General features: G+C 59.8%; 25 protein-coding genes. 19 read left to right on the top strand and 6 right to left on the bottom strand.

From position 1 onward, the window contains the following. Positions 1-47 precede the first annotated feature (47 nt). Together rfbF and P1X16_RS21715 are read left to right on the top strand one after the other, a co-directional pair. A complete protein-coding gene (gene rfbF / locus P1X16_RS21720) occupies positions 48-905 on the top strand; it encodes a glucose-1-phosphate cytidylyltransferase (RefSeq protein ID WP_277233720.1) in 858 nt (285 codons plus the stop codon). A 334-nt stretch (positions 906-1,239) separates the two neighbouring features. Then, the gene (locus P1X16_RS21715) at positions 1,240-1,824 is read left to right on the top strand and encodes a recombinase family protein (RefSeq protein WP_277233718.1); all 585 of its coding nucleotides are present in this window, start codon (positions 1,240-1,242) and stop codon (positions 1,822-1,824) included. Between the two features lie 383 nt (positions 1,825-2,207). Here P1X16_RS21715 and P1X16_RS21710 read toward each other — a convergent pair whose 3' ends face one another. Both P1X16_RS21710 and P1X16_RS21705 read right to left on the bottom strand, forming a co-directional pair. After that, positions 2,208-2,429 (bottom strand): hypothetical protein, encoded by a 222-nt coding sequence (locus P1X16_RS21710; RefSeq protein ID WP_277233717.1) that lies wholly within the window; start codon positions 2,427-2,429, stop codon positions 2,208-2,210. Between the two features lie 129 nt (positions 2,430-2,558). Beyond that, positions 2,559-3,404 carry an AraC family transcriptional regulator gene (locus tag P1X16_RS21705; RefSeq protein WP_277233715.1) on the bottom strand — a complete coding sequence of 282 codons (846 nt, stop codon included), beginning with the start codon at positions 3,402-3,404 and terminating at the stop codon, positions 2,559-2,561. 161 nt (positions 3,405-3,565) lie between these two features. Between P1X16_RS21705 and P1X16_RS21700 the strand changes: the two genes are divergently transcribed. Further along, positions 3,566-3,955, top strand: a complete 390-nt coding sequence (locus P1X16_RS21700) for a VOC family protein (protein WP_277233713.1) — start codon at positions 3,566-3,568, stop codon at positions 3,953-3,955. Positions 3,956-4,188: 233 nt separating this feature from the next. Here the strand turns inward: P1X16_RS21700 and P1X16_RS21695 are convergent, their stop codons facing one another. After that, on the bottom strand, positions 4,189-4,572 hold the full coding sequence (locus P1X16_RS21695; RefSeq protein ID WP_277233711.1) for a helix-turn-helix domain-containing protein: 384 nt from the start codon (positions 4,570-4,572) through the stop codon (positions 4,189-4,191). A gap of 84 nt (positions 4,573-4,656) precedes the next feature. Here P1X16_RS21695 and P1X16_RS21690 point away from each other — a divergent pair, with 84 nt between their 5' ends. The 4 genes from P1X16_RS21690 (at position 4,657) to P1X16_RS21675 (ending at position 8,415) form a co-directional block, all read left to right on the top strand. Continuing rightward, positions 4,657-5,457 (top strand): SDR family oxidoreductase, encoded by an 801-nt coding sequence (locus P1X16_RS21690; RefSeq protein ID WP_277233709.1) that lies wholly within the window; start codon positions 4,657-4,659, stop codon positions 5,455-5,457. A 506-nt stretch (positions 5,458-5,963) separates the two neighbouring features. Next, complete coding sequence (locus P1X16_RS21685; RefSeq protein ID WP_277233707.1) at positions 5,964-7,034, top strand: NADP-dependent oxidoreductase; 1,071 nt, start codon at positions 5,964-5,966, stop codon at positions 7,032-7,034. A gap of 98 nt (positions 7,035-7,132) precedes the next feature. Further along, complete coding sequence (locus P1X16_RS21680) at positions 7,133-7,468, top strand: antibiotic biosynthesis monooxygenase (RefSeq protein WP_277233705.1); 336 nt, start codon at positions 7,133-7,135, stop codon at positions 7,466-7,468. 68 nt (positions 7,469-7,536) lie between these two features. After that, on the top strand, positions 7,537-8,415 hold the full coding sequence (locus P1X16_RS21675; protein ID WP_277233704.1) for a helix-turn-helix transcriptional regulator: 879 nt from the start codon (positions 7,537-7,539) through the stop codon (positions 8,413-8,415). Between the two features lie 10 nt (positions 8,416-8,425). Here P1X16_RS21675 and P1X16_RS21670 read toward each other — a convergent pair whose 3' ends face one another. Continuing rightward, positions 8,426-8,863 (bottom strand): helix-turn-helix domain-containing protein, encoded by a 438-nt coding sequence (locus P1X16_RS21670; RefSeq protein WP_277233703.1) that lies wholly within the window; start codon positions 8,861-8,863, stop codon positions 8,426-8,428. 117 nt (positions 8,864-8,980) lie between these two features. Between P1X16_RS21670 and P1X16_RS21665 the strand changes: the two genes are divergently transcribed. Both P1X16_RS21665 and P1X16_RS21660 read left to right on the top strand, forming a co-directional pair. Next, positions 8,981-9,727 (top strand): SDR family oxidoreductase, encoded by a 747-nt coding sequence (locus P1X16_RS21665; RefSeq protein ID WP_277233701.1) that lies wholly within the window; start codon positions 8,981-8,983, stop codon positions 9,725-9,727. 177 nt (positions 9,728-9,904) lie between these two features. Continuing rightward, positions 9,905-10,645, top strand: coding sequence for an SDR family oxidoreductase (locus tag P1X16_RS21660; protein WP_277233699.1), 741 nt, complete (start codon positions 9,905-9,907; stop codon positions 10,643-10,645). Positions 10,646-10,790: 145 nt separating this feature from the next. Here P1X16_RS21660 and P1X16_RS21655 read toward each other — a convergent pair whose 3' ends face one another. Continuing rightward, positions 10,791-11,114 (bottom strand): helix-turn-helix domain-containing protein, encoded by a 324-nt coding sequence (locus P1X16_RS21655; RefSeq protein ID WP_277233698.1) that lies wholly within the window; start codon positions 11,112-11,114, stop codon positions 10,791-10,793. Positions 11,115-11,278: 164 nt separating this feature from the next. Between P1X16_RS21655 and P1X16_RS21650 the strand changes: the two genes are divergently transcribed. The 10 genes from P1X16_RS21650 to P1X16_RS21605 all read left to right on the top strand — a co-directional run bounded on the left by P1X16_RS21650 (position 11,279) and on the right by P1X16_RS21605 (position 21,972). Then, entirely contained in the window at positions 11,279-12,517 is a 1,239-nt protein-coding gene (locus P1X16_RS21650) for a serine hydrolase domain-containing protein (protein ID WP_277233696.1), read from the top strand. A gap of 296 nt (positions 12,518-12,813) precedes the next feature. Continuing rightward, positions 12,814-13,767, top strand: coding sequence for an AraC family transcriptional regulator (locus P1X16_RS21645; RefSeq protein ID WP_277233694.1), 954 nt, complete (start codon positions 12,814-12,816; stop codon positions 13,765-13,767). Positions 13,768-14,107: 340 nt separating this feature from the next. Then, positions 14,108-14,464: a hypothetical protein gene (locus tag P1X16_RS21640; RefSeq protein WP_277233692.1), complete on the top strand. Its 357-nt coding sequence runs from the start codon at positions 14,108-14,110 to the stop codon at positions 14,462-14,464. A gap of 36 nt (positions 14,465-14,500) precedes the next feature. Next, the gene (locus tag P1X16_RS21635; RefSeq protein WP_277233691.1) at positions 14,501-15,004 is read left to right on the top strand and encodes a (2Fe-2S)-binding protein; all 504 of its coding nucleotides are present in this window, start codon (positions 14,501-14,503) and stop codon (positions 15,002-15,004) included. Further along, positions 15,001-16,017: a xanthine dehydrogenase family protein subunit M gene (locus P1X16_RS21630; protein WP_277233689.1), complete on the top strand. Its 1,017-nt coding sequence runs from the start codon at positions 15,001-15,003 to the stop codon at positions 16,015-16,017. Before P1X16_RS21635 ends, P1X16_RS21630 begins: the two co-directional genes overlap by 4 nt. Before the next feature lie 13 nt (positions 16,018-16,030). Next, a complete protein-coding gene (locus P1X16_RS21625) occupies positions 16,031-18,388 on the top strand; it encodes a xanthine dehydrogenase family protein molybdopterin-binding subunit (RefSeq protein ID WP_277233687.1) in 2,358 nt (785 codons plus the stop codon). A 156-nt stretch (positions 18,389-18,544) separates the two neighbouring features. Then, a complete protein-coding gene (locus P1X16_RS21620) occupies positions 18,545-19,243 on the top strand; it encodes a hypothetical protein (RefSeq protein WP_277233685.1) in 699 nt (232 codons plus the stop codon). Between the two features lie 67 nt (positions 19,244-19,310). Beyond that, on the top strand, positions 19,311-19,901 hold the full coding sequence (locus P1X16_RS21615) for an antibiotic biosynthesis monooxygenase (protein WP_277233683.1): 591 nt from the start codon (positions 19,311-19,313) through the stop codon (positions 19,899-19,901). A 224-nt stretch (positions 19,902-20,125) separates the two neighbouring features. Then, the gene (locus P1X16_RS21610) at positions 20,126-21,034 is read left to right on the top strand and encodes an AraC family transcriptional regulator (RefSeq protein ID WP_277233681.1); all 909 of its coding nucleotides are present in this window, start codon (positions 20,126-20,128) and stop codon (positions 21,032-21,034) included. Positions 21,035-21,144: 110 nt separating this feature from the next. Then, a complete protein-coding gene (locus P1X16_RS21605; RefSeq protein ID WP_277233679.1) occupies positions 21,145-21,972 on the top strand; it encodes an SDR family oxidoreductase in 828 nt (275 codons plus the stop codon). A 34-nt stretch (positions 21,973-22,006) separates the two neighbouring features. Here the strand turns inward: P1X16_RS21605 and P1X16_RS21600 are convergent, their stop codons facing one another. After that, a complete protein-coding gene (locus P1X16_RS21600; RefSeq protein WP_277233677.1) occupies positions 22,007-23,017 on the bottom strand; it encodes a hypothetical protein in 1,011 nt (336 codons plus the stop codon). Positions 23,018-23,053: the final 36 nt, after the last annotated feature.

Raw genomic sequence — 23,053 nt, 5'->3', positions numbered from 1 at the left:
TGTTGCTCCGTTCTGTTTCTGCTTACCACACCACACGTATTTGCATCATGAAGGCCGTTATTTTTGCCGGGGGCTATGGCACCCGCATTAGTGAGGAGAGTGCCGTGCGCCCCAAGCCTTTGGTCGAGATTGGCGGCCAGCCCATCCTCTGGCACATCCTCAAGACCTACGCCCACCACGGCATCACCGACTTTGTAATCTGCTGCGGCTACAAAGGCCACCTTATTAAGCAGTACTTTGCCGACTACTTCCTGCACCAGGCCGACGTTACGTTCCGCTTTGAGCACAACGAGCTGCACGTACACCGCGCGCATGCCGAGCCCTGGACCGTCACGCTCGTTGACACCGGCCAGGAAACCATGACTGGGGGCCGGCTGCGCCGCGTGCGCGAGTACATCGGCGACAGCACGTTCTGCCTCACGTATGGCGACGGTGTGGGCGATGTCGACATCTCGGCTTCCATTAAACACCACCGCGCCCACGGGGCGCTGGCCACGCTCACGGCCGTACGCCAGCCCGGCCGCTTCGGGGTCTTCAACCTGAGCGACGAGTCGAGCCGGGTGCAGAACTTCACTGAGAAGCCGCTTGGAGGCGAAACCCCTTGGATCAACGGCGGCTTCTTTGTGCTCGAGCCCGCCGTGCTCGACTACATTGCCGATGAGCAGACAGTATGGGAAAAAGAGCCGCTCGAGCAGCTAACCGCGCAGGGGCAACTGCACGCGTATCGGCACACGGGCTTCTGGCAGCCCATGGATACGTTGCGTGACCGCACCCTGCTCGAGGAGCTTTGGCAAACGGGCCAAGCTCCTTGGAAAGTATGGCGTCCTACCCCTCGGCCAGCGGTTGCTACCTCATTGCTTACTGTCGAAAGAGCAGAGAGTGTTGTTGGCGCCCTGCTAGCTTAATAGCGGCGGTAGTTGCCTGCGTGCTTGCTTAGCGAGGCATCATCAGGTATCGAGAACCACTCAGCGACCTTGTTATGGCTAAGTAAAAGCCGCCCGTCTCCACCTGCCCGGCTCCGTTGGTAAGTAGCCCATGGTTGAAATGGCCCAGGCAGGAGGTGCAGGTTATGCTGTTAACCGCGTGTAAAGCGCAAAAGCCCCGCCTAGTCCGCAGCTAAAGCAGGTAAGCACAGCCACCGACCAGGGTAATTAACCTCGGCCAAACCCATCAGAATGGCGGAAGGCTAGAATTTTAGGTCCGCCCATTGCTTGTTCCCCTCCTTTTCTCTCCCGCCATATGGTGTATGGTTATGCCCGTCCGACTTCCCACCAGCCCCTGGCCCCGCAGCTTGAGGCCTTGCGAACCTACGGCTGCGCCCACATAACAGAAGAGGACGAGGGTACCGGCAAAGAGCGGCTGGCCTTACGGCAACTGCTTGCCCTTTTGCAGGCCGGTGATACCCTAGTGGTTTGTAAGCTGGACCGGCTGGCGCGTACGCTCAAAGACGTGCTGGAACTTCTGCAAGGTTTTGCCCAGCAAGGCGTGCACTTTGTGAGCCTGCAAGACCAACTCGACACCACCACTTCGGCCGGACAAGGACTGTTTGCCCTGGTTGCCGTGCTAACCGAGTTCGAGCAGGATCGGCAGCGCGAACGCGCAACCGTCTCCGTCTCGGTTGTGGGGGCACCGGGGCGACCGAAAGGGTTAACGGTAGAAGCCCTCTCGAAAGCGCAGGCCGCAGAAATTCTGTATGTCAAGAAAAACAGAACGGTAGCTCAAATCAGCCGGATGCTCGGGGTTGGTCGGGCCACTATTTATCGCTACCTCCACTACTTAGGCATTTCGCCGTTGCGAGATAAAGATAACAAGAAGAACCGATAGCCTTTTAAGCCAACTACTAGAAAAGAAAACTCGCACAATCAAGGAACCTGAGGGCAAGCACCAACCTAGGCCGGCTAGTATTTAGCCTTCCCACCGCCCAGCCACACAACGAGTTGCGCCGGTGAAACTTAATCCGGTGGGAGCAGGTGCCCAAAAATCAACTAGCCTCGCTAAAGTCCAAGTCGGCGCGCCTCCCCTTTGATAGCGCGGCAAAGACAAGACCTGTAAGTACACGCACGCCTAGATGACAACTGGCATTCTTGGTTAGCTGCCACGTGCTGAGAGCAAGGCCCTAACCCCTACCGGGAGTAAAAAACCTGCGCTTGCAATCACGTACTCGGTTGTTAGTCAGTTGCCTAGCTTATGAGCGTCGCTCAACTTACTTAAGCCTGCCCAATGACTGGCGGCCGCTCCCGCTCGTATTCGTGCGCTTCTAAATGCACCAGCACCTGGTCCATTGTCAGTTCCCCGCGCAGAAACGTTTCCAGCAATAATTGCTGATGAGGAGTAGAAGCAAGAAAGAGGTGCGTTGGAGCACGCAACGCAAAATAGACCGCCAGACGGCGGGCCTGCTCAACAGATAAAGAAGCGTAAGGATTAAGCACGGATAGCTAGTATAAGTACGGACTACAAAGGTCGATTATACGTAGTTATCACGCAAGCGCTACCGTACGTATTGTGGTTTATACGTAGTCAGCCTTTGCGTGCCACCTTTATGGCTAACGGGCACTTGCTTACACAGCTAATCTAGCGCGGTAGGCCGAAGGGGTCAGGCCGGTAGAGCGGCGGAACAGGCGGTTGAAGTGGGAGAGGTGCAAAAAGCCACTCGCGTAACCCACTTCCGTTATCGAAACGTCTTCCCGCAGCAGCAGGCAAGCATGCTGCACCCGCCACTCGTTGATAAACTCGGTTACCGTGCGCTGCGTCATCTTTTTGAAAAACCGGCAGAACGCGGGCACCGACAAAGCCGCCGCGTCGGCTAGTTCTACCACCGACACCGGTTTGGGTAAGCGCTGATCCAGCAGCGTCAATACGCGGTTGAGTCGCTGCTGAGCCAAGGGTGGTGGGGCTGGTACACTCGCTTCGAGGCCCAGGCTGGGGGCGCCAACTAACTGCCCCAGAATCGCCAGCAGGCTTAATAGACGCTCCCAAGGCGGCAACTCTGGTAGTTGCTCTACTTGCGGGCCCACGCTGCGGCGCACGGCGTCGGCAAACACCAGCCCACCCTGCGCCTGCTGAAGCAAGCTGCGCACCGGGCCGAGTTCGGGCGCTTCCAACCACCCGGGGCCAAGCAAGTCAGCGCGGAACTGCACCACTACCTCGCGGAAAGGAGCGCGTTGACCGAAGCCGTAACTTAGGTGCGGTACGTGGGGCCCAAGCAGCAACAACTCGCCCTGGTCGTAGCGGCCGACATGACGACCCACTTGCCGTTGCCCGCTGCCGTGGGGCACGTATACCAACTCGTATTCGGGATGATAATGCCAATGCACCGGGCAGGGGTTGGCCACGTCGTGGCGGAAAGCAGCCAAGGAGCTACCCGGAGTCGGCTCTACTGCTTCTAAGGTTGCCCGTTTGATCATGCGCGGATGCTTTGCGAAGAAGAGCGGCCAAGCAACAGATGAAGGTAGTGAATTCGGGTAATCCAGAGCCGAAATGAGGCAATAGCGGGGTAGCGGTACCGGGGCCGATGAAGCCAACTTGCCGTCGTTTCATCTTCCCTCCGTTTTTCAGCAAGTTCCGCATGACCATCGAACACGTAGCCCTTTGGACCACCGACTTAGAACAATCCCGCCACTTCTACACCACGTACTTTGGGGCTACGGCCTCGAACCGCTACCACAACCCCACCCGACGCTTCACCTCTTATTTTCTGCGCTTTGTATCCGGAGCCCGGCTCGAGCTCATGCACCGGCCGGAGCTCTTGGTTGCCCCAACCACGCAAAACGAGCTACGCGCGGGATACGCGCACCTAGCTTTCGCCACCGGCGACCAAGCAGCTGTCGACCACCTGACGGAACGCCTGCGCGCGGCCGGCTATACCGTACTCGGCGAGCCACGCACCACCGGCGACGGGTACTACGAAAGCATAGTGGCCGACCCCGACGGCAACCCCGTGGAAATAACGGTGTAACCCTGGCGCAATACAAGCAGCAGTATTATCTACTGCCTGCAAAATGTTAACTGACGTAGCCACCAGTAAGATTGAGGCACTGCATATCAAAGCCTAACAGCCGCCCAACCCGTTTCACGGGCCCAGCTTTCAGATTGGGGCCGTGAAACCACCTTGCAGCACAAGCCCTAATCGGTGGCTAGCCTATCGGCCCTGCCTCAACGAAAATCGACGGGGTGGCCGTTCCAGCAGCGCTACTGGTTGGCTAACTGGCTCCAGTTGTTCTTAATTTTCGTGCGATGTTTCAAGCCAAATTCTATTAAGGCATTGATGACGGGCTGGATTTCGATGGCGTGGGGCGTGAGGGCGTATGACACCGTAACGGGCTTGGTGGCATTGACCGTGCGCGTAACAAGCTGATTTTCTTCTAATTCCTGCAGCTCTTTCGACAGCACCTTGGGCGTAATGCCCACCGACGTTTGCTGCAAGTCCTTGAAGCGCAGAGTACCGTAATTGTACAAATTCAGCAGGATACAAAACTTCCACTTACCGCTCAACAGCTCGAGGGAATCCTTAAGGGCCAAGATTCTTTCTTTGTGTTGCTCCGGAGCTTGTTCGCACTTTTCGGGGGGAAACATAATATAGTTACTTTCTTAAAGGAAACGGATAGCAAATGTATAGCGACTACCCGTCACTTTTGGCTTACCAACAACATAAGCCAAATGAACAAGACCATTTTTATCACCGGAGCCTCCTCGGGCCTAGGTAAAGCCACTGCCAAACTGTTTGCCGCCCGCGGCTGGCAGGTATTTGCCACGATGCGCAAGCCCGAACTTGAAAACGAACTTCAGGAACTAGACAACGTTCGGGTGCTGCCCCTGGATGTAACCAACCTAGAGCAAATTAAAGCCACCACCCAACTAGCACTGACCCTGGGCCCCGTCGATGTGGTGTTCAACAATGCCGGTTACAGCCTGCTAGGGGCTTTAGAAGCCACAACCGACGAGCAACTGGTGCGCCAGATGGAAACCAACTTCCTGGGCGTAGTTCGGGTTACCCAAGCCTTTATTCCCGCCTTCCGGGCCAGGAAAGCCGGCCTGTTCATCACTTCCTCTTCCTCGGCCGGGCTGATGGCATTTCCGGTAAGCTCTATGTACGATGCCAGCAAATGGGCCCTGGAGGGCTGGAGCGAAAGTTTATCTTTTGAATTAAAGGAGTTTGGTATCGGCATCAAAAACATCGAACCCGGCCTTATTTCCACGGAAATGGCCGACCGCTCAGTTATCGTTTCGCACCCGGCGTACGACACACTGGCGGGGAAATTCTTTGCCCTCATCAACAATCCCGACAGCATCGTTTCCACTCCCGAGCAGATTGCGGAAGTGGTGTACGAAGCGGCCACCGATGGTACCGACACCTTGCGCTACGTGTGCGGGGAAGATGCTAAGGCCCTGTATGCCCAACGCCTCGCCTTGGGCGACGAAGGTTTCAGAAAAGAAATCCAGCAAATGATTGTGGGATAGCAAATGTCCCAGCTGATACAGCTTTAGCGGAAAGCTAGCAGTACAAGAGAATAAGAAGCAGACGCCGGCATCGGGGGTGTCCGCCCAACGCCGCTGATGGGTAGCATTAGGCCAGCGAGGGTCTTGCCGAGCTTTTGCAGAACATGAAAAGGCAACTATGGGTAGCCCGGACCAAAAGAATGACAACCGCCCTAGTGGTTTTGCGGAAGCAAGCAAGTGCCCCTAACCATAGTCTGCCTGCTCATGTCCCGAATCAAGCTCCCTCGGATCCAAAACCGTTGTTGTTTGCTGGTAATGGGGAAAGTACCGCTTGCGTGATATTCATACTTTTTGGATTGAATCGTATTTTCTGACTCTACTGGTAACAAGGACCTTTGTAGAGTCAATTGCACCAAGCTACATGCGCCGCTGGCAGGCTAATTTCCGGGGCACGCCGCCCTGGACTGAAGCGGCCAGCGCCGACAACCTAGAAGTGCAACGTTACGCTTCATTCGATCATGATTACCATGGCAACAAGAGCAGAAAAAACGCAAGGCAATTCAATTCCCGACCTTTCCCAGGCAGCAACGCCACCCATCACTATGAAGGCGGTTCGTCTGCACGCATTCGGGGGGCCGGAGGTACTGCGCTACGAAGAAGCGCCGAAGCCCGAAATCAAGGCGGGGGAAGTGCTTGTGCGTGTGCACGCGGTGGGAATTAATCCACCCGACTGGTATTTGCGCGACGGGTACAAGTCGTTGCCGCCGGAGTGGCGACCATCAGTGACCATGCCACTTATTCTAGGCACGGATGTGTCAGGCGTTGTCGAGGCCGTAGCCCCGGATGTGCAAGGTTTCACCGTCGGCGAGGAAGTATTTGGTATGGTGCGCTTTCCGAGCCTCGAGGAGAGCCGGGCATATGCCGAGTATGTGGCCGCGCCCGCCACAGACCTCGCCCACAAGCCAGCCGGCATCTCCCACGTGCAAGCGGCGGGAGCTCCGATGTCGGGACTCACGGTATGGCAATATCTTATTGAGTTGGGGCACGCGGAAGTTAATCCGTTTCAACCGGAGCCGCATCGTCCGGTGCCGCTCGGCGGCAAGCGCGTACTTGTCAATGGGGCCGCGGGCGGCGTGGGCCACTTGGCGGTGCAGGTGGCCAAATGGCAAGGGGCGTACGTCATTGCGGTGGCCTCGGGTAGGCAGGAAGCATTGCTGCGCGAGCTAGGGACCGACGAGTTTATTGATTATACCAAAACCCCGGCCGAGGAGGTGGTGCAGGAGGTAGACCTAGTGCTCGATACCCTTGGTGGCCCCTCCACGGGTCGTTTTCTGCGCACGCTCAAGCGGGGCGGGGCACTGTTCCCGGTGTTTTTAGGCTTCGCTGATGCCGAAGAAGCCGCCCAGCGGGGCATTACGGTTTCGATGACGCAGGTGCGCTCGAACGGCTCGCAGCTCGCCGAGCTTGGACGCTTGCTCGCGGCCGGGACCGTGCGCGTCGTCATCGACAGCACATTTCCGCTCGCACAGGCGCGCCAAGCGCACGAACGCGCCGCCCATGGGCACATTCAGGGCAAAATTGTGCTCACCGTTGTGTAGGCGCAAGTATTTACGCCTTAGCCTACCACTCTACGGCGGGAGTTTGCCCGCCTTGGGGTGGTAGGCTATTTGCTCTTTCCAAACCAACACCTCCTTCAATGCCGCCTGCTCCACTACCCGCCTCCGACAAATCTGCCGTACGTCACCTGCTCGTTACCATCCAAAGCCAGCCCGAACACCGCTCGCTCGTGCAGCAACTCTTGCTCGAACTCGTGGACATGGTGCGCCTAGAACCTGGCTGCTTGTATTATCACCTTTTTCAGCAAGCCGAAGACCCGGCAGCATTCGTGCTAGCGGCTGCTTGGTTCAACGACGAGGCCGTAGCAGCTCACCCAACCCCCTCCCAGTCCCAATTGGTCGAGCGTATACGGCCGCTGCTGGCCACGCCCATGCAGGTGCTCCCTATTCGGCGGGTGAGCGAGAACCCAGCGTAGCGTTGCCTCCAGCCAGGCAGTAGCCGGGGGCAACGCTTTGCATTACTTGATTTTCGTACTTTTGGGTTATGGTACAGTTAACTGCTAACTCACCCGTTAGGTGGACCACCCAGGACCTGAAGCTGAAAGGCTTCAAGATATATGCGGTGGACCAGCCGTGCCTGACGAAGCCCCGCTTTACTCGGCGCGACTGCTACAAAGTCATTCTGCTCACGACCAAGGCGCGGCTGCACTACGGCCACCAGAGTTGGGAGCTCGACGGCACTTACCTGCTGTTTTTCAATCCGCATATTCCCTACTCCATGGAAATGGTGGGGACCTTCCGCCACGGCTTCATTAGTCTTTTCACCGAGGAATTTATTGCCTCGCTCGACCGCTCGGAAAGCCTGCAGCAGTCGCCCTTGTTTAAAATCGGCAGTGCGCCGGTGTGTCGCCTTCCAGAAGCGCAGGTCCCCTTTATGACCAGCATTTTCGAGAAGATGCTGGCCGAGCAGGAAGCTGACTACCCGTTCAAGGACGAGCTGATTCGCAACTATCTGCAACTCGCCATTCACGAGGCGCTGCACCTGCAGCCATCAGCAACCTTTCTTTCGCATCACAACGCGGCAGCCCGCCTAGCTGCCCGGTTTTTGGAAACGCTAGAGCAGCAGTTCCCGGTTGAAAATCCCGAGCACACACTGGCGTTGAAAACGGCGCAGGAGTTTGCCGACCGGCTGGCCGTGCACGTCAACCACCTCAACAAAGCCGTGAAAGAAGTTACCGGCAAACCGACGAGCGCGCACATCACCCACCGCATTACCGACGAAGCCAAAGCGTTGCTACACCATACCGATTGGAGCGTGGCGGAAATTGCGTACTGCCTAGGTTTTGCCTACTCCACCTACTTCAATAACTTTTTCAAGAAGCAAACCGGCTTCACCCCATTGGCTTACCGCCGGGCAGCTTGAGTGGCAAATCCTAAGAAGCTTTGCTGGATGGGGCACCGGGTGTGGCCGCAAGCAGCGTTTCCAGGATGCTTCGGTGGTCGTTGCCCCACTGCTCCATGGCGTCAATCACCGGTAGCAGTGATTCTCCTAGGCTGGTGAGGGTGTACTCCACTTTGGGCGGCAGCTGCAGAAAGATGGTTTTGCTAATAAGGCCGTGCTGCTCCATCTCATTGAGCTGGATGTTGAGCACCCGCCGGGTAGCGCTGGGTATGGCCCGCTGCAAGTCGCTTGGGCGCTGCACGCCGCGGGCAATAAAGTGCAGCAGCGTCGACTTCCACTTTCCGTGCAGCACTTCCTTGGTCAGGACCACGCCACAATCCAGGGTGCGTTCTATTTTTTTCTGATACATCGCAGTAGGTTGGCCACCGGCACCGGTGCCGGTGCGGCACAGGGAAGAAAACAGCCCCATGCGCTAAAGTTATCGGTACGCGAATAACTTTTCCGGACTTGCCTGCCCTACCCCACCTCCAGACCTTTGTTGCGCCGGTTGAATAGAGCCTAGGCAGCACATACTAATTGCAAAACAATGAGAGGTTTAACGAACAGAGTAGCCCTGGTAACGGGTGGTAGCCGGGGCATTGGGGCCGGCGTGGTGCGAGCCTTGGCCGCCGAAGGCGTGCGCGTGGCGTTCACGTATGTGCGGGGTGTGGAACCAGCGCAAGCACTGGTAACAGCCCTAGAGCAGGAGGGCGGTGAAGTACTTGCGCTGCAAGCCGATACGGCCAAGCCCACCGAAATAAGGCAAGCCGTCAGTGCCGTGGTAGCCCACTTTGGGCAGTTAGATATTCTGGTCAACAATGCCGGCGTGTTTGTGCACAGCCCAGTCGATGAGGTAGCGCCCGACGAGGAGGCCCTGGCCCATCTGTGGCAGGTAAATACCTACGGCACTGCCCAGACCGTGCGGGCGGCCGTCGAGCATTTATCGGCAGGCGGGCGCATCATCAACATCGGGTCGGGGTCGAATATCCGCACCCCGTACGCCGGCACCAGCGACTACGCGGCCTCGAAGGGGGCGCTGGCGGCTTACACCCGCGGGTGGGCCCGCGACCTTGCCCCACGCCATATTACGGTCAACATCATTCAGCCCGGCCTGATTGAAACCGACATGACCCCCACCGACTCCGCGACGCGGGCCAGCCTGCTGCAGCCCATCATGCTGGGCCGCTTTGGCACCGCGCAGGAGGTAGGCGAAGTGGTTGCCTTTCTGGCCAGCGAGGCCGCCGGCTACATCACGGGTGCCACCCTGAACGTCGACGGCGGCTGGTCTGCCTGAGTTCCTTGCTGACTTGCTGTCGCACCCGGACGGCGAGTTGCCTACGGGCTACGCAACACACAGAAAGTGAAAATGCGCAAGAAGCCGACAATGAATCGCAAGAACCCGAAAAACGCCCTCTTTACGGCCCCGTTCTAGCAACAAGTTCATTCTCTTTACTTCTTAACCTAATTTTCTGTGCCCGACTTAGCAAATAAAGTAGTACTTGTCACCGGCTCTTCGCGCGGCATTGGCGCCGCCATTGCTCAGGCGGCGGCCCGGGCCGGGGCCCACGTCATTGTCAATTATGCGGGAAGCCAAGCCGATGCCGCCGCCGTAGTAGCGGCCATCGAGCAGGCGGGCGGCCAGGCCCTGGCCGTGCAAGCCGACGTGAGCCAAGCGGCCGACGTGCGCCGCCTGTTTGCCGCCGCCATCGCCCGCTTCGGCCGCGTGGACGTGCTGGTCAACAACGCCGGCATCATGCATCTGAGCTTGCTGCAGGACACCCCTGACGAAGACTGGCAGCGCACGCTGGCTATCAACGTAACAGGCGTTTTCAACACCCTGCGCGAGGCCGCCACGCAGCTTGCCGATGGGGGTAGCATCATCAATTTCTCTAGCTCCGTGACCCGGCTGCTGCTGCCGACTTACGCGACCTATTGCGCCAGCAAGGGCGCAGTGGAGCAGCTGACGCGCGTGTTTGCCAAGGAGATGGGCCCGCGGGGCATCCGCGTCAATAGCCTCTCTCCCGGACCCGTGAACACCGAGCTCTTTACCAAAGGCAAGCCGCAGGAAGTGATTGACCGTTTGGGCGCCATGGCGGCCTTCAACCGCATCGGGGAGCCCGCCGACATTGCCCGCGTGGCACTGCTGCTGGCCAGCGACGAGAGCAGCTGGGTAACGGGCCAGAACATCGGGGTCAACGGCGGCTTCGCTTAACCGCAAGATGCAGCATGGCTTACTAGGCCTCGTGTGAACTTAGTAGCCAGCGCGTGCCTCTTTTCGTTGGTCATCGTTTTCTGCCAGCTGCCATTCCTTTTTCACGCCCACCCTTCCAACTTTAAGACCGACTTTTTAGCGAAGGCTACTGGTCTGCAGCTACCTGTTCGACTTCCTGCTCGCGCAGGGCGCGGTGCCGGCCGCCCCAGTCGTGCAGTTGCAGCCAGATGGGCAGCAGTTCGGTGCCGCTCCTGGTCAAGGCGTATTCCACTCGCGGCGGCACTTCGGCGAAGACGGTGCGGGTAACGAGGCCATCGGCTTCCAGTTCGCGCAGTTGCAACGTGAGCATGCGCTCCGTGATGGCCGGCATCTGCCGGCGCAGTGCGCTGAAGCGCATACTTCCGGTTTGCAGCTGATTGATAATGACCAGTTTCCAGCGACCACCAACCAGGGAGGCCGCGTATATCAAATTGCATTCCTCGAGGCTGCGTCGGTTCGCATTATTGGTGGAACTCTCTTTAATTCGGGCCATTACTTACATTTTTGTTAGTACCATACAACTAGTGGTGCATCCTACAAAAATAAAGATAGCCCGCTTCTTTTGTGGCGTTGATTTTTTCTAACCCCACGAAGATGACCAGTACCGAACTAACTCCCTCCCCTACCGTTACACGCTCGTCCGGCTTAGCCCCCGAGCGCTTGCCCCAAGTTGATAAGGTAGTGCAAAACCTATTGGCCGCCCACGAACTAGCAGGCGTCACCATTTTATTGTTGCACGATGGTCAAACGGTCTACAACAAGGCCTTTGGCTATGCCGATGTAGAAACGCACCAGCCTTTGCGTACAGATAGCCTCTTTCGAGTGGCTTCCCAGACCAAGGCCGTGACAAGCCTGGCTGCCCTGATGCTGTGGGAAGAAGGCAAGTTTTTACTTGATGAACCCCTTTCGCGCTATCTGCCGGCCTTCGCCAACCCGCAGGTGCTCGACCAGTTTGACGCAGCGACGGGCAAGTACACGACCATACCTGCCAAGCGGGAAATTCTAGTTCGCGACCTGTTTCGCCACACCTCCGGCCTGGCTTATCCCCTCTTCGCTCCCGATGCCCGATTGAACGCCATTTACGCCCAGGCGGGCATCGCCACAGGTATAGGCAGCGCGGGTGTAGTGGCCGAAAACGTGCTGCGACTCGCCCGCCTGCCCCTACTGCATCAGCCCGGCGAAGCTTTTACCTATGGGCTAAGCGTGGATGTACTCGGCCACTTAGTGGAAATTTGGAGCGGAATGCCGCTGGATGCCTTTTTCCAACGCCGTATTTTTACGCCCTTGGGCATGCAAGACACCTTTTTTCGGGTGCCAGCGGCCCAGGCCAGCCGCTTGGTGGCCCTACACGAGCGTACGCCCGCAGGCCTGCAAAAGCGCGCCGCCCCGCTGTTTGAGGGCAATGACGTAGCCTATCCTACCCGGCCTGACACCAGTCTGTCGGGTGGGGCCGGACTTACCTCGACAACCAAAGATTACGCCCGTTTTCTGCAGTTGCTCTTAGACAAAGGCCGGTATGAAGGCCGACAACTAATAGGCAAAAAGACGGTTGAACTCCTGCTTACCAACCAGATAGCCGATAACCTACCGATTAATTTCGAGGGCGAAAACTTTCAATTCGGTCTGGGGGTCCAACTGATTACGGCCCGCAACAAAGGCACCGTTCCCTTCAACGCGGGTTCCTTTTTTTGGAGCGGGGCGTTCAATACCTTCTATTGGGTTGACCCGCAGGAGCGCCTCATCGGCCTGGTGTATGCCCAGGAATACCTGCCCCGCTCGTTCTGGGATTTAGGGTTTCGGGTGGCAAACGTGGTTTATTCCGCCCTTAACTAGCAAGCAAACCCAAGCACTAGCTGAGGTTTTTTCTGCCTTGCCCGGCTCCCTTGTACCTTTCGTCTGCCGCCGTCTGCCGGTCCCATTCAGCCTAAACCTTTACTTTAAAGCCGAAGTTGCTAGCCATATGGAAGCCCGCATCCCGTGGCTTAAGAAAAACGATTGGTATACTGCTCGTTGTAACGCGCACCACCTGCGGGTAGCAGACCCGCTAACGAAGAATACTCTTGCGAGAACAAGCGGCCACTGCCCAGCAAGCCCCAACCTTACTACAAAATTTTGCAATTCAGCGTATTATGACTTTCTCGGGCAATGCCAACACGCTTCGCTACGACGACCAAGCGGCCAAGTCGCACCGTCAAGCCCACCATGCTACCGCTGAAACCAGTCCTCGACAAACCAGCTTACTGCACGAGCAGCGCTGGCCCCAACTAGCCGTACAGCTGTTTGCCGAACCGGCCTACATCGAGCCCTCGAACCTGCTGCCGCCTAGCCAGTTGCGCCTGATGCTGCTGCTCTCGGGTTCCACCCGGATGCAGGTGCGTAGCCAGGGCCGGACGCTAACCTATACCTCGCGACCCGGCACCGTAAAGCTCACCACCCCGCACCACCAGCCGTACGAAATGCACTGGTCGACCCTCACCGCCGACCCCATTCGCACTGCCCATCTGTATCTGCCGCCAACATTGCTCGCCCGAACGGCCGAGACGGCTGGCCTCGACCCCTCCCGGGTGGAGTTGGCGGAGGGCTGCAACATTCCCGACGGACTGCTCTACCACCTCAGTTATACGCTGGCGCAAGAAGTTGCTACTGCTCCTGGGCTGGACCGCTTGTTTGTGGAAAGCGCCACGCAGCTCCTAGCCGCGCAGCTGCTGCGTCGCCACTGCGCCTTTTCGCATGAGCTGCCCGACCGCCGGGGCAAGCTCACGGCCGCTCAGCTACAGCGGGTGCGCGACTACGTGCAGGCGCATCTCGGGGACGTGGTTCGCCTAGAGGAATTAGCCGCGCTGGTGTTTCTGAGTCCTTACCACTTTTGCCGCGTTTTCAAGCGCACCAGTGGCCTCACGCCCAGCCAGTTTTTAATAAATGAGCGCATGGTACGGGCCACCGAACTACTTCGCAATTCCGACTTGAGCGTGAAGCAGGTAGCCGCCGCTGTCGGGTACAGTAGTCATGCTCATTTCACGCAGCTCTACGCCCGCCACACGGGCCAGCTACCGGTTGACATTACCCGCAAACGCCCGGCATAGGGCCCCGGCTAGCGCTCAGCTTGCAGAAGCGCAATAACGCAACAGCAAAGCGCAATAAGCCGCTAAACCAGCTGTGGTATAAGCAGTTAAATAGCCAGTACTTTGGCTTGCTTCCAATGCCTAGGTTACGCCAGCGAGTATAAAGGGTAGCGGTTCGCTGCCTTGTGTTCAGTCTCATCGAAAAGAGTTTTGCATAAGCTCCACTGCGCCCTAAAAAGGCTACTGGAACTAGGCAACTATGCCCTGGCCGTACTCGATTGTGGTGAGGAAAGTGGCCAAGGTGTGCCTTAGTCAGAGTACAAGAAGCCTTCTCTACCGCATTCCTGCTTTTCTGTCGCCAATGCCTCTGTATCTAAAACTATTGGCTGGCGCGCTGCTGCTAGTCAGTGCCGCCTTAAGTGCCCGGCAGGGCTGGGCCATACTGCACGGCCGCTCGGCCGCGGTGGAATTGCTGCAACCGCTAGGCGTAAGCCGGCCGGGGCAACTAGCGCTTGGCGCCGCCGTGTTGCTCGGGGCCGCGCTTACGCTGCTACCGGCCACGTTCTGGCTGGGCGGCTATACCTCGGCGGCCTGTATTCTGCTCATTATCAGCTTGCAGCTCGCGCACCACAACCTGCCGGGTGCCGGGGCTGAGGTGCCCTTTCTGTTGCTGGCGCTGCTAGTGCTGTACCTAGGCCACCCGCTGGCGCGGCAATAGTTAGCTGGTTTCTCTCACCTTTTTTCCTAGTGGTCTATGCTTGAAACTCTCCCTTACAGTAACGCGCCGGTGCCCGTGGATCTAACTATCAACGGACAGCTGCACCAATTGGCCATCGAGCCGCGCACCACCCTGCTCGACGTGCTGCGCGAGCACCTCGGGCTGATGGGTACCAAGAAAGGGTGCGACCATGGCCAGTGCGGCGCCTGCACCGTGCTGCTCAACGGCGAGCGGCGCGTCAGTTGCCTGACGCTGGCCGTGAGCCACGACGAGGCCACCGTTACCACGGTGGAGGGCCTAGCGACGGGCGACGAGCTCAGCCCTTTACAGCAAGCCTTTCTGGAGTACGATGCTTACCAGTGTGGCTACTGCACGCCCGGTCAATTGTGCTCGGCGCAGGGCCTGTTGCACGAGGGCCACGCCCGCACCCGCGACGAAGTGCGCGAATTGATGAGTGGCAACCTGTGCCGCTGCGGCGCTTATCCCCACATCACCGATGCTATCCTGTCCGTCCTCCTCACCCAGCAGCCCACCCCATGAGAAACTTCGGCTACTTACGTGCAGCCTCGGCCGCTGAGGCCGTGCAGGCTGGTGCCGCCCCGCAAGTGCAGTTTCTGGCCGGCGGCACTAATTTGGTTGACCTGTTAAAATACCGCGTCGAGCAGCCCGCGGCGCTACTTGACATCAACCGCCTGCCCTATCAACACATCGAAGAACTGCCCGACCAAGGGCTGCGGCTGGGAGCCCTCGTTACCAATGCTGCCACGGCGTACGATGCACGGGTGCAAACGCGCTACCCGCTGCTGAGCAGCGCTATTCTGGCTGGGGCCAGCGCGCAGTTGCGCAACGCCGCCACCAACGGCGGCAACCTCAACCAGCGCACGCGCTGCCCGTATTTCTACGATGTGGCCGCCGCCTGCAACAAACGCCAGCCCGGCAGCGGTTGCGCCGCCATCGGGGGGCACAACCGGGGCCTAGCCATTTTGGGCACCAGTGAGAGCTGCATCGCCACTTTTCCCTCCGATATGGGCGTGGCGCTGCGGGTGCTCGACGCCGAGGTGCGCCTGCTAGGGCCGGCCGGTGAGCGGGTAGTGCCCATGGCCGAGTATCACCGCTTGCCCGGCGCCGAGCCGTGGCGCGACAACAACCTATTACCCGGCGAGTTGGTAACGGCCATCGACCTACCTCCGGCCCACTTCGGGCAACACTACACCTACCTCAAAATCCGCGACCGGCTCTCCTACGCCTTCGCGCTGGTCTCGGTGGCGGTAGGTATGCGCTTAGACAAAGCCGGGCACATACAGGAGGCCCGCGTGGCGCTAGGGGGCGTGGCGCACAAGCCCTGGCGCGAACCTAGGGCCGAGGCCGTGCTGGCGGGTCAGCTGCCTACTGCCGAAGTATTCGGCGCGGCGGCCGATGAGTTGCTGGCCGGGGCCGTAGGGCAGGGCGAAAACAATTTCAAGCTGGCGTTGGCCCGCCGCGCCATCGTGCGGGCCTGCCAACAGGCCGCCGCGGGCACTCCGCAGTCGCAATCCGACAAACACATCCGCTAAGCTCTTCTCTTCCATGGTATCTAACTCCCCCGTGCCCGCCAGCCTTGAGTTGCCCCCAGTCCCGGCCCCCGGCAGCCCGCGCCGCCTAGAAGGCCGCGACAAGCTCACTGGGCGCGCCCAGTACGCCGGCGATTTCACTTCCCACCTAACGGGTGGGGTGCTCGACGCGGCCGTGGTCGTGACGAGCACCCAAGCCACGGGGCGCATTCTGACCATCGACGCCAGCGCGGCAAACAAGGTGCCCGGCGTGCGCCTCGTCCTGACCCATGAAAATGCGCCCCGCCTGCACGCGGTACTAGCCACCAACGGGGCGGAAATTGGCGACTTACTGCCGTTGCAGGACGACAAGCTGCACTACTACGGACAGGCGGTGGCCGTAGTGGTGGCCGATACGCTGGCCGCGGCCCGCGACGCGGCCGCGCTGGTGCACGTCACGTATTCCGCGCCGGCCCCGGACGCCGCCTTTACGCTAGCGCAAGGCCGCAGCCGCTCCCAAGACGTGAAGAAAGTCGGGGCCGGCGACCCCGGCCAAGTGCAGGTTGGTCACCCCGACAAGGCGTTTGCCGCCGCGCCGCACCAAGTAGACCTGACGTTTGACACGGCCCCCCACCACCACAATGCCATGGAGCCGGGCGCCATTGTAGCGGCCTGGGAGGCAGACGGAGGCCTCACCGTGCACCTGCCCACTCAATTCAGTTATGGCGACGCCGTGATTCTCGGCGAGGCCTTCGGCTTCGGGCTGAAGGAACGACTGCCCAACATTGTGGCGCAGGTGCTGGGCGGCATCGAGTTTCACCACAAAGTGCGGGTCGTGTCGACGATGACGGGCGGGGCCTTCGGCAGCAAGAACGCCAATGTGCACCTGCTGCTGGCTCCCATGGCTGCCAAGCTCACCGGTCGGCCGGTGAAGCTGGTGCTCGACCGCGCCCAGACGTTTTCTATGATGCCTTTTCGGGGCGAGATGCACCAGCGCATCCGGCTGGGGGCCGATGCCGAGGGCCGCCTGCAAGCCGTGCTGCACGACGCGCTGCTAGCAAAGGGCACGGCCGGGCAGTTTGTGGCGCCCATCGGCGAAGCAACCACCAAGGTATACGCTACGCCCAACCTGGGTCTGCACGTGCAAGCTGCGGCGCTCGACACCAATGCTCCCGGCTGGATGCGCGGCCCCGGCGCGCCCAACGGGCAGTTTGCCCTCGAAAGCGCGCTCGATACCTTGGCCTACCAGGTAGGCCTCGACCCGTTGGAAATCCGCCTGCGCAACTACGCCGACACCGAGCCGGACACCGGCAAAGAATGGTCGAGTAAAGCGCTCCGGGAGTGCTACGCCCAGGGAGCCGAGCGCGTGGGGTGGCACCAGCGCAACCCGCAGGTTGGCAGCATGCGCGGCGAAAACGGCCGGCTACTCGGCTACGGCATGGCCACGGCCATCTACCCCACCCTTCAGCTACCCGCCCGCGCCCGCATCGTGCTCGGAGCTGACGGCCGGGCGGTGGTGCAGACGGCCAACCACGAAATCGGCCAAGGCATGATTACGACCTTCACCCAGCTGGCGGCCGAAACCCTGGGGCTGCCCCTGGAACAGGTGCGCCTGGAGTGGGGCGACACTCGCCTGCCCTACGGCGGCATGACCGTGGGCTCGATGACCACCCTCAGCGGGGGGGCAGCCATTCAGGAAGCCGCCCAGCAAGTGCTGAAAACGCTACTCAAGCGCGTAGTAGCCGACCAAGCCTCCCCACTTTATAACCTGGCCCCGGCAACCCTACGCGTAGAAAACGGCCGTATTATGGGGCCGGGGGGCGCCAGCGAAACGGTGGCCGCCGCCATGGCCCGCCAGCCCGAATCGCCAATTACGGAAGAAGCGACTACCGGGCGCACCATGGGCCACAGCCGCTACGGCCGGGAGGCGTTCGGGGCCGAATTTGCCGTGGTAAGCGTCGACCCCGATACCCTGCACGTGCAGGTGGAACGCTTGGTTGGTGCCTTTGCCGGCGGGCGCATCCTTAACCCCTTGCTGGTGCGCAGCCAGCTGATGGGCAGTATGGTGTGGGGCCTGGGTCAGGCGCTCCTGGAGCAAACGGCGATGGACGAACGCACCGGCCACTGGCTCAACGACAGCCTGGGCGAGGCCCTAGTGCCCACCAACGCCGACGTGGCCGATATCGACATAATCCTGATAGAAGAAGACGACAGCCGCGGCCACCCCCTGGGGGTGAAGGGCCTGGGCGAACTGGGCATAACGGGCGTGGCAGCGGCCATCGCCAATGCCATTTTCCACGCCACCGGCCAGCGCATTACCTCCCTACCCATCACGCTCGACAAGCTGCTCGGCACCCCGCTACCACAGTCGGCGGCGCCTGCAAGCAACCCCTAGTCTCTCTGCTCTTAACGGACCTGGACCTGCGGCGCCGGTTTGTCGCCTATAACCCGTGCGGCCGGGCAACCCTATGCGCTGGCCCGATGCCAGCACCATGCAGGTTGCCGGTAGGTTTAACTCAGTTCCTTCCAAGTATTCGCCAGCTAACGCCATATGCGCCGCTTCTTGCTTACGAGCAGCTTGTTTAGCTTAACGCTCCTGCCAAGGACTGGCCGGGCTCAACAGCATTCAGACTTAGTAAGCTGGAATTGGGTGAGCGTGAAATGGCAGCCGGATAGCAGCCGCTGGGCGCTGGAGGCGGTGCCTAACTACGTAGCTTACCAAAACCTGACGCGCACATTTTTGCGGGTGGGCCTGGGCCGGGTCAGTTATGCTTTCCCCCGGCAGCAGCTGACCCTGTTTTTAGTGTACGTGGTGGGGGCCGCCGACCGGCAGGGCACCGCGCAGCTTGCGCAGTTTCAAGTAAGCCAGGAGCTGACCACTCGCCGCCTGCACCCCCGCTGGCAGCTTTCTTTGGACCGTCTCTGGTTTACGCCGACGCGCTATGAAAACCAGCAACGGGAGCCTATCTACCGGGTGCGCACCTTGGCGGGCATCGTGCCCCCGCTCAGTTCTCGCCTGAGTTTGGTGCTCAACACCGAGCCCTTTGTGTACCGCACCAGCAGCTGGCTGCACGAGGTCCGCTCCCAGGTCGGCGTGCAGCTTGCCCCGAGGGCGGGCATTACGGCGCAGGCGCTGTACTGGAACTGGTGGGCGGGCTATGAACCGCGGCGCGTGCGCTGGCAACATACCGTCCTGCTCACCGCCACCTTTTCACTAAATCACAACCACCAACCTAGGCAAGCATATTAACCGGTCAATGCCCTCGGGCTGTGTTGGCGACCTAGTGTATCAGCTTACCGCGTACTTAGAAAAGCGTATGACCTCTCCACTAGTATCGTCGCAAGCCGCCGCCGAGGTAAAGTGGCACGTTAAACCGGGTGCCGAGCAAGCCTTAATAGAAGTTGCCCAGGGCACTCTGCTGGCTGCCAGCACTTTTTCGGGCTTTACGGGCGGCAATCTATTGCGGCCCGCGCCAGACTCGACGAATGGGGAGTGGCAACTGGTGCTGCAATTTGCTACCCCCGAGCAGTTGCGAGCGTGGCAAACCTCGGCCCTCTGTCGGGCCTGGAAAGCCCGGAGTGACGCGCTGACGGTGGGCGCGGCGCGGGTAGAACGCATCAGCGGTTTCGAAGGCTGGTTTGTTGATCCGGCCCGCGTAAAAAAATCGGGCCCACCTAAATGGAAAATTGCCCTGGTTACCCTGCTCGGTATTTATCCGCTGATTATGGTGGTGCCAAAGCTACTCGAACCGCTAATTGGGGCCTGGCCACCGTGGCTCGGCAATCTGGTTGTCACAAGTTCGGTGATGGGGCTGATGACGTGGCTAATTATGCCGTTGTTGACGAAGGTGTTTAACAGCTGGCTTTACGCCGGGGCCCAAGCTTCCTCTTCGGCATCGGACGGGTAGCGCATACCCCGGCTACACGGCGAGCCGCCCCCTCGGCTGCGTGGCGCTTCAATGGGCGGCATAGCGGCATTGGCTTTTACACCCGACAAACTCGGTGGCAGCCACTAGGAAATTAACTACCGCCAGGCTGCGCTAGCTGTGCTGAAGCGCCAACTCTTTCGTACAACCAGCAGTAGTTTGTATCACAACCACTTAGTTGCACCTAAGTCAAGAAGCCATTACGGATGATTCACCAGCAGAAGTTGGCCGACTATTATGCCCATTCGGTTTTGCAGGCGCCCAGCGCAGATTGGTTGAAGGGCGGACACTTTCGGGCGTGGCGGTTGGAAGACTTCCTCGCCGATTTCGAGTTAATGGGCGTTTATAGCCGCAAAGACTTTTTCAAAATCACGCTCAGTACTGGGCCCTCCACCTACCACTACGCCCACCAGCGCCTGGGGCTAGCCCCCAACGAACCCGCGCTGGTGTTTACCAACACGCAAATTCCTTACGCCTGGGAACTGCCCGAAGGAGCCACCTGCCAGGGCTACTGCTGCGTTTTTACCGAAGCCTTCGTGCCCACTCTCACGCTTGTGCGGCCAGCTGATTGGCCCGTTTTCAGGCCCGACCAGCCCAGCTTTTTCCGCCTTACGGCCGCGCAACACGCCGACTTTGCGCGCTTGTTCGAGCAAATGCTGGCCGAACAAGACTCCGACTACTCCGCAAAAGACGAGCTGCTGTATCACTACTTGATGACGTGCATCCACGGGGCGCTGAAACTAACTCCTATTGAAGAATTGCCCGCTACCAGCGGCCCCGAACGCTTAGTGGCTGCGTTCCACGCCCTGCTGGCCCGCCAGTACCCCATTGTCACCCCGGCCCGGCGCTTGGCCTTGCGCACCCCGGCCGACTTTGCCGACCACTTGGCCGTGCACGTCAACTATCTTAATCGGGTGCTAAAAGCTGCCACCGGCAAACCCACGTCGCAACTGCTGGCCGAGCGCCTGGTGCAGGAGGCCCGCACGTTGCTGCTTCACACCGACTGGCCCGTGAGCCGCATCAGCTACTGCATGGGCTTTGACGAGCCCACGCACTTCGCCCAAATGTTTCGCAAAGTGGCCGGCTGCACGCCCTCCTCGCTGCGGCAGGTTTGATTGGCGTCGGCATTGGTTTGATTGACATTATCCGGCCAGCGGCAGGCCAGGATACTTTTGTAAAACCAACGGAACATCTTCTTTTCCCAACAGCCCAACATCTGCTTTACATGAAAACATGGTTTATCACCGGGACTTCAGCCGGCTTCGGCCGCCTGCTGACCGAAAAGCTCTTAGCTCGCGGCGAGCGGGTAGCCGCTACGTTGCGCAAACCCGACGCCCTCGATGACTTGAAAACGCAGTATGGCGAGCAGCTCTGGATTGCTGCCCTCGACGTAACCGATACGGCGGCCGTGCGACGGGTAATCAACCAGGCTTTCGCGGACTTCGACCGGATCGACGTGGTGGTCAACAACGCCGCTTACGCCCTGTTTGGCGCGGGCGAAGAAGCCGACGACGACCAGATTCGGCAGCAAATTGAGACCAATCTAACTGGCTCGATTCAAGTGATTCGCGCCGTGCTGCCTCATTTGCGGGCCCAGGGCGGCGGGCGCATTCTCCAGCTCTCCTCCGAGGGCGGGCAGATTGCCTACCCCAACTTCAGCTATTACCACGCTACCAAGTGGGGCATCGAGGGGTTTGTGGAGGCGGTGGCCCAGGAAGTCAAGCCGTTTGGCATCGAGTTTACACTGGTCGAGCCCGGCCCGGCGCGGACCAACTTTGGGGGCGGATTGGTGCACGCAACCCCCATGGCAGAGTACGAGGCTACGCCCGCTGGCGACGTACGACGCGGCATTAGCGACGGCAGCTTTGCCGTGACCGGCGACCCAGTGAAAATGGTGGACGCCATGCTGGCTTCCGCGGACCAGAGCCCGGCCCCGCGGCGGCTCACGCTCGGGCGGGGAGCCTACACCCAAATCCGGGCGGCCTTGCTGGAGCGCCTAACTGAGCTGGACGCCCAACAGGCGGTGGCCTTCTCCACGGAGCTAGACGACTAAGCATCTGTCTGTAGCTGGTGGTACTTGCACTGCGTCAGGGCACTTCCAAGGACACGACCTGGCCGCCACTCTGCTTGAAGCGAGCTAAATAGGTTGCGGGTTTCAGCAATTGATAAGGGAAATAAAGTCCGGCCGGGGTTGGCGGTTCTCCATCGAGTCCGGTAAGCCGTTCGAGCAGCATGGCAACCCCAAGCCCGGTAAGCGGCGCCGCCCCTTCTTGATGCATCACGGCATGCCGGGTGCGCAAGGAATGACCCGCATGGTCTTCGCCCGTTAGCTCGATGATGATTTCGGTTGACAGCGGTTCGCCGCGGCGGCGCGTTGAGCTTACCCCCGTCGCCAGGTTGAACTGCACGTTCGGGGCGTTGGTTGCCGCCGCCAAGCCCACAACATCGATAGAAGAGAAGCCGGTGGCCGCCACGTGGGTGCCGTCAATGGCTTGGAACTCAACTTTTGCCTCGTCGTCGGCGCGCCAGATATACTCGTTTTCGCGCCGGGTGAGGGCGGCGGGCATCAGCTTGTGTAGGTGCTCGAAGTCGGCGGCCACGGCCGGACCGCCCGTATCGTGCTCATCGACCAGGGCGCCAATGCTGATGTCGTGAATTCGGCTAAACGCGGTGGCGAGTTCAAGCGTGGGTACCGTGGTAGCGCCGACCAGCCATTCGTAGCCGAGCACCACCGGGGCGGCGTTGGGCTTGTGCATATACGTGGCAATTTCGGGAGCAATTTCGAAGACCCCCGTCGAGATACTTAGAAACGGCACCCCACGCGCTTGCGCAAAACGCAGCCCAGCGAGGGTATGGTCCATGTAGAAGATGGCGACGGCGCTAACGGGGCGCGGGCCCAACCCTAAGTCCTCCGCCTTCAGGTCGAGCACGACGCCCTGTGCGTGGCCAATCTCGGCCGCGGCTTGTTCAACCTTCACTTGGTCGCGGCCACCGATTAGCAGGGGCACCTCGGGATGAGTGGCGCGTAGGAACCGGGCGGTCTGCCGACCAATTGCGCCGGAACCGCCAATTAAAAGAATGGGGGCTAATGACATCATATAGCTTGTGCTTGTTTGTTACTTTTAACAAAGCTA

Origin of the sequence: Hymenobacter sp. YC55, from assembly GCF_029433095.1 — a bacterium.
GTDB lineage: Bacteria > Bacteroidota > Bacteroidia > Cytophagales > Hymenobacteraceae > Hymenobacter.
The sequence above is the reverse complement of the archived record's forward strand: the minus strand, read 5'-3'. Positions and strand labels throughout refer to the sequence as shown.

What these genes read in the sequence shown, in the direction of transcription:
- rfbF (WP_277233720.1), top strand. Translation starts at nt 48, where the DNA reads ATGAAGGCCGTTATTTTTGCCGGGGGCTATGGCACCCGCATTAGTGAG.
- P1X16_RS21715 (WP_277233718.1), top strand. Translation starts at nt 1,240, where the DNA reads ATGGTGTATGGTTATGCCCGTCCGACTTCCCACCAGCCCCTGGCCCCG.
- P1X16_RS21705 (WP_277233715.1), bottom strand. Translation starts at nt 3,404, where the DNA reads ATGATCAAACGGGCAACCTTAGAAGCAGTAGAGCCGACTCCGGGTAGC.
- P1X16_RS21700 (WP_277233713.1), top strand. Translation starts at nt 3,566, where the DNA reads ATGACCATCGAACACGTAGCCCTTTGGACCACCGACTTAGAACAATCC.
- P1X16_RS21695 (WP_277233711.1), bottom strand. Translation starts at nt 4,572, where the DNA reads ATGTTTCCCCCCGAAAAGTGCGAACAAGCTCCGGAGCAACACAAAGAA.
- P1X16_RS21690 (WP_277233709.1), top strand. Translation starts at nt 4,657, where the DNA reads ATGAACAAGACCATTTTTATCACCGGAGCCTCCTCGGGCCTAGGTAAA.
- P1X16_RS21685 (WP_277233707.1), top strand. Translation starts at nt 5,964, where the DNA reads ATGGCAACAAGAGCAGAAAAAACGCAAGGCAATTCAATTCCCGACCTT.
- P1X16_RS21680 (WP_277233705.1), top strand. Translation starts at nt 7,133, where the DNA reads ATGCCGCCTGCTCCACTACCCGCCTCCGACAAATCTGCCGTACGTCAC.
- P1X16_RS21675 (WP_277233704.1), top strand. Translation starts at nt 7,537, where the DNA reads ATGGTACAGTTAACTGCTAACTCACCCGTTAGGTGGACCACCCAGGAC.
- P1X16_RS21670 (WP_277233703.1), bottom strand. Translation starts at nt 8,863, where the DNA reads ATGGGGCTGTTTTCTTCCCTGTGCCGCACCGGCACCGGTGCCGGTGGC.
- P1X16_RS21665 (WP_277233701.1), top strand. Translation starts at nt 8,981, where the DNA reads ATGAGAGGTTTAACGAACAGAGTAGCCCTGGTAACGGGTGGTAGCCGG.
- P1X16_RS21650 (WP_277233696.1), top strand. Translation starts at nt 11,279, where the DNA reads ATGACCAGTACCGAACTAACTCCCTCCCCTACCGTTACACGCTCGTCC.
- P1X16_RS21645 (WP_277233694.1), top strand. Translation starts at nt 12,814, where the DNA reads ATGACTTTCTCGGGCAATGCCAACACGCTTCGCTACGACGACCAAGCG.
- P1X16_RS21640 (WP_277233692.1), top strand. Translation starts at nt 14,108, where the DNA reads ATGCCTCTGTATCTAAAACTATTGGCTGGCGCGCTGCTGCTAGTCAGT.
- P1X16_RS21635 (WP_277233691.1), top strand. Translation starts at nt 14,501, where the DNA reads ATGCTTGAAACTCTCCCTTACAGTAACGCGCCGGTGCCCGTGGATCTA.
- P1X16_RS21630 (WP_277233689.1), top strand. Translation starts at nt 15,001, where the DNA reads ATGAGAAACTTCGGCTACTTACGTGCAGCCTCGGCCGCTGAGGCCGTG.
- P1X16_RS21625 (WP_277233687.1), top strand. Translation starts at nt 16,031, where the DNA reads ATGGTATCTAACTCCCCCGTGCCCGCCAGCCTTGAGTTGCCCCCAGTC.
- P1X16_RS21620 (WP_277233685.1), top strand. Translation starts at nt 18,545, where the DNA reads ATGCGCCGCTTCTTGCTTACGAGCAGCTTGTTTAGCTTAACGCTCCTG.
- P1X16_RS21615 (WP_277233683.1), top strand. Translation starts at nt 19,311, where the DNA reads ATGACCTCTCCACTAGTATCGTCGCAAGCCGCCGCCGAGGTAAAGTGG.
- P1X16_RS21610 (WP_277233681.1), top strand. Translation starts at nt 20,126, where the DNA reads ATGATTCACCAGCAGAAGTTGGCCGACTATTATGCCCATTCGGTTTTG.
- P1X16_RS21605 (WP_277233679.1), top strand. Translation starts at nt 21,145, where the DNA reads ATGAAAACATGGTTTATCACCGGGACTTCAGCCGGCTTCGGCCGCCTG.
- P1X16_RS21600 (WP_277233677.1), bottom strand. Translation starts at nt 23,017, where the DNA reads ATGATGTCATTAGCCCCCATTCTTTTAATTGGCGGTTCCGGCGCAATT.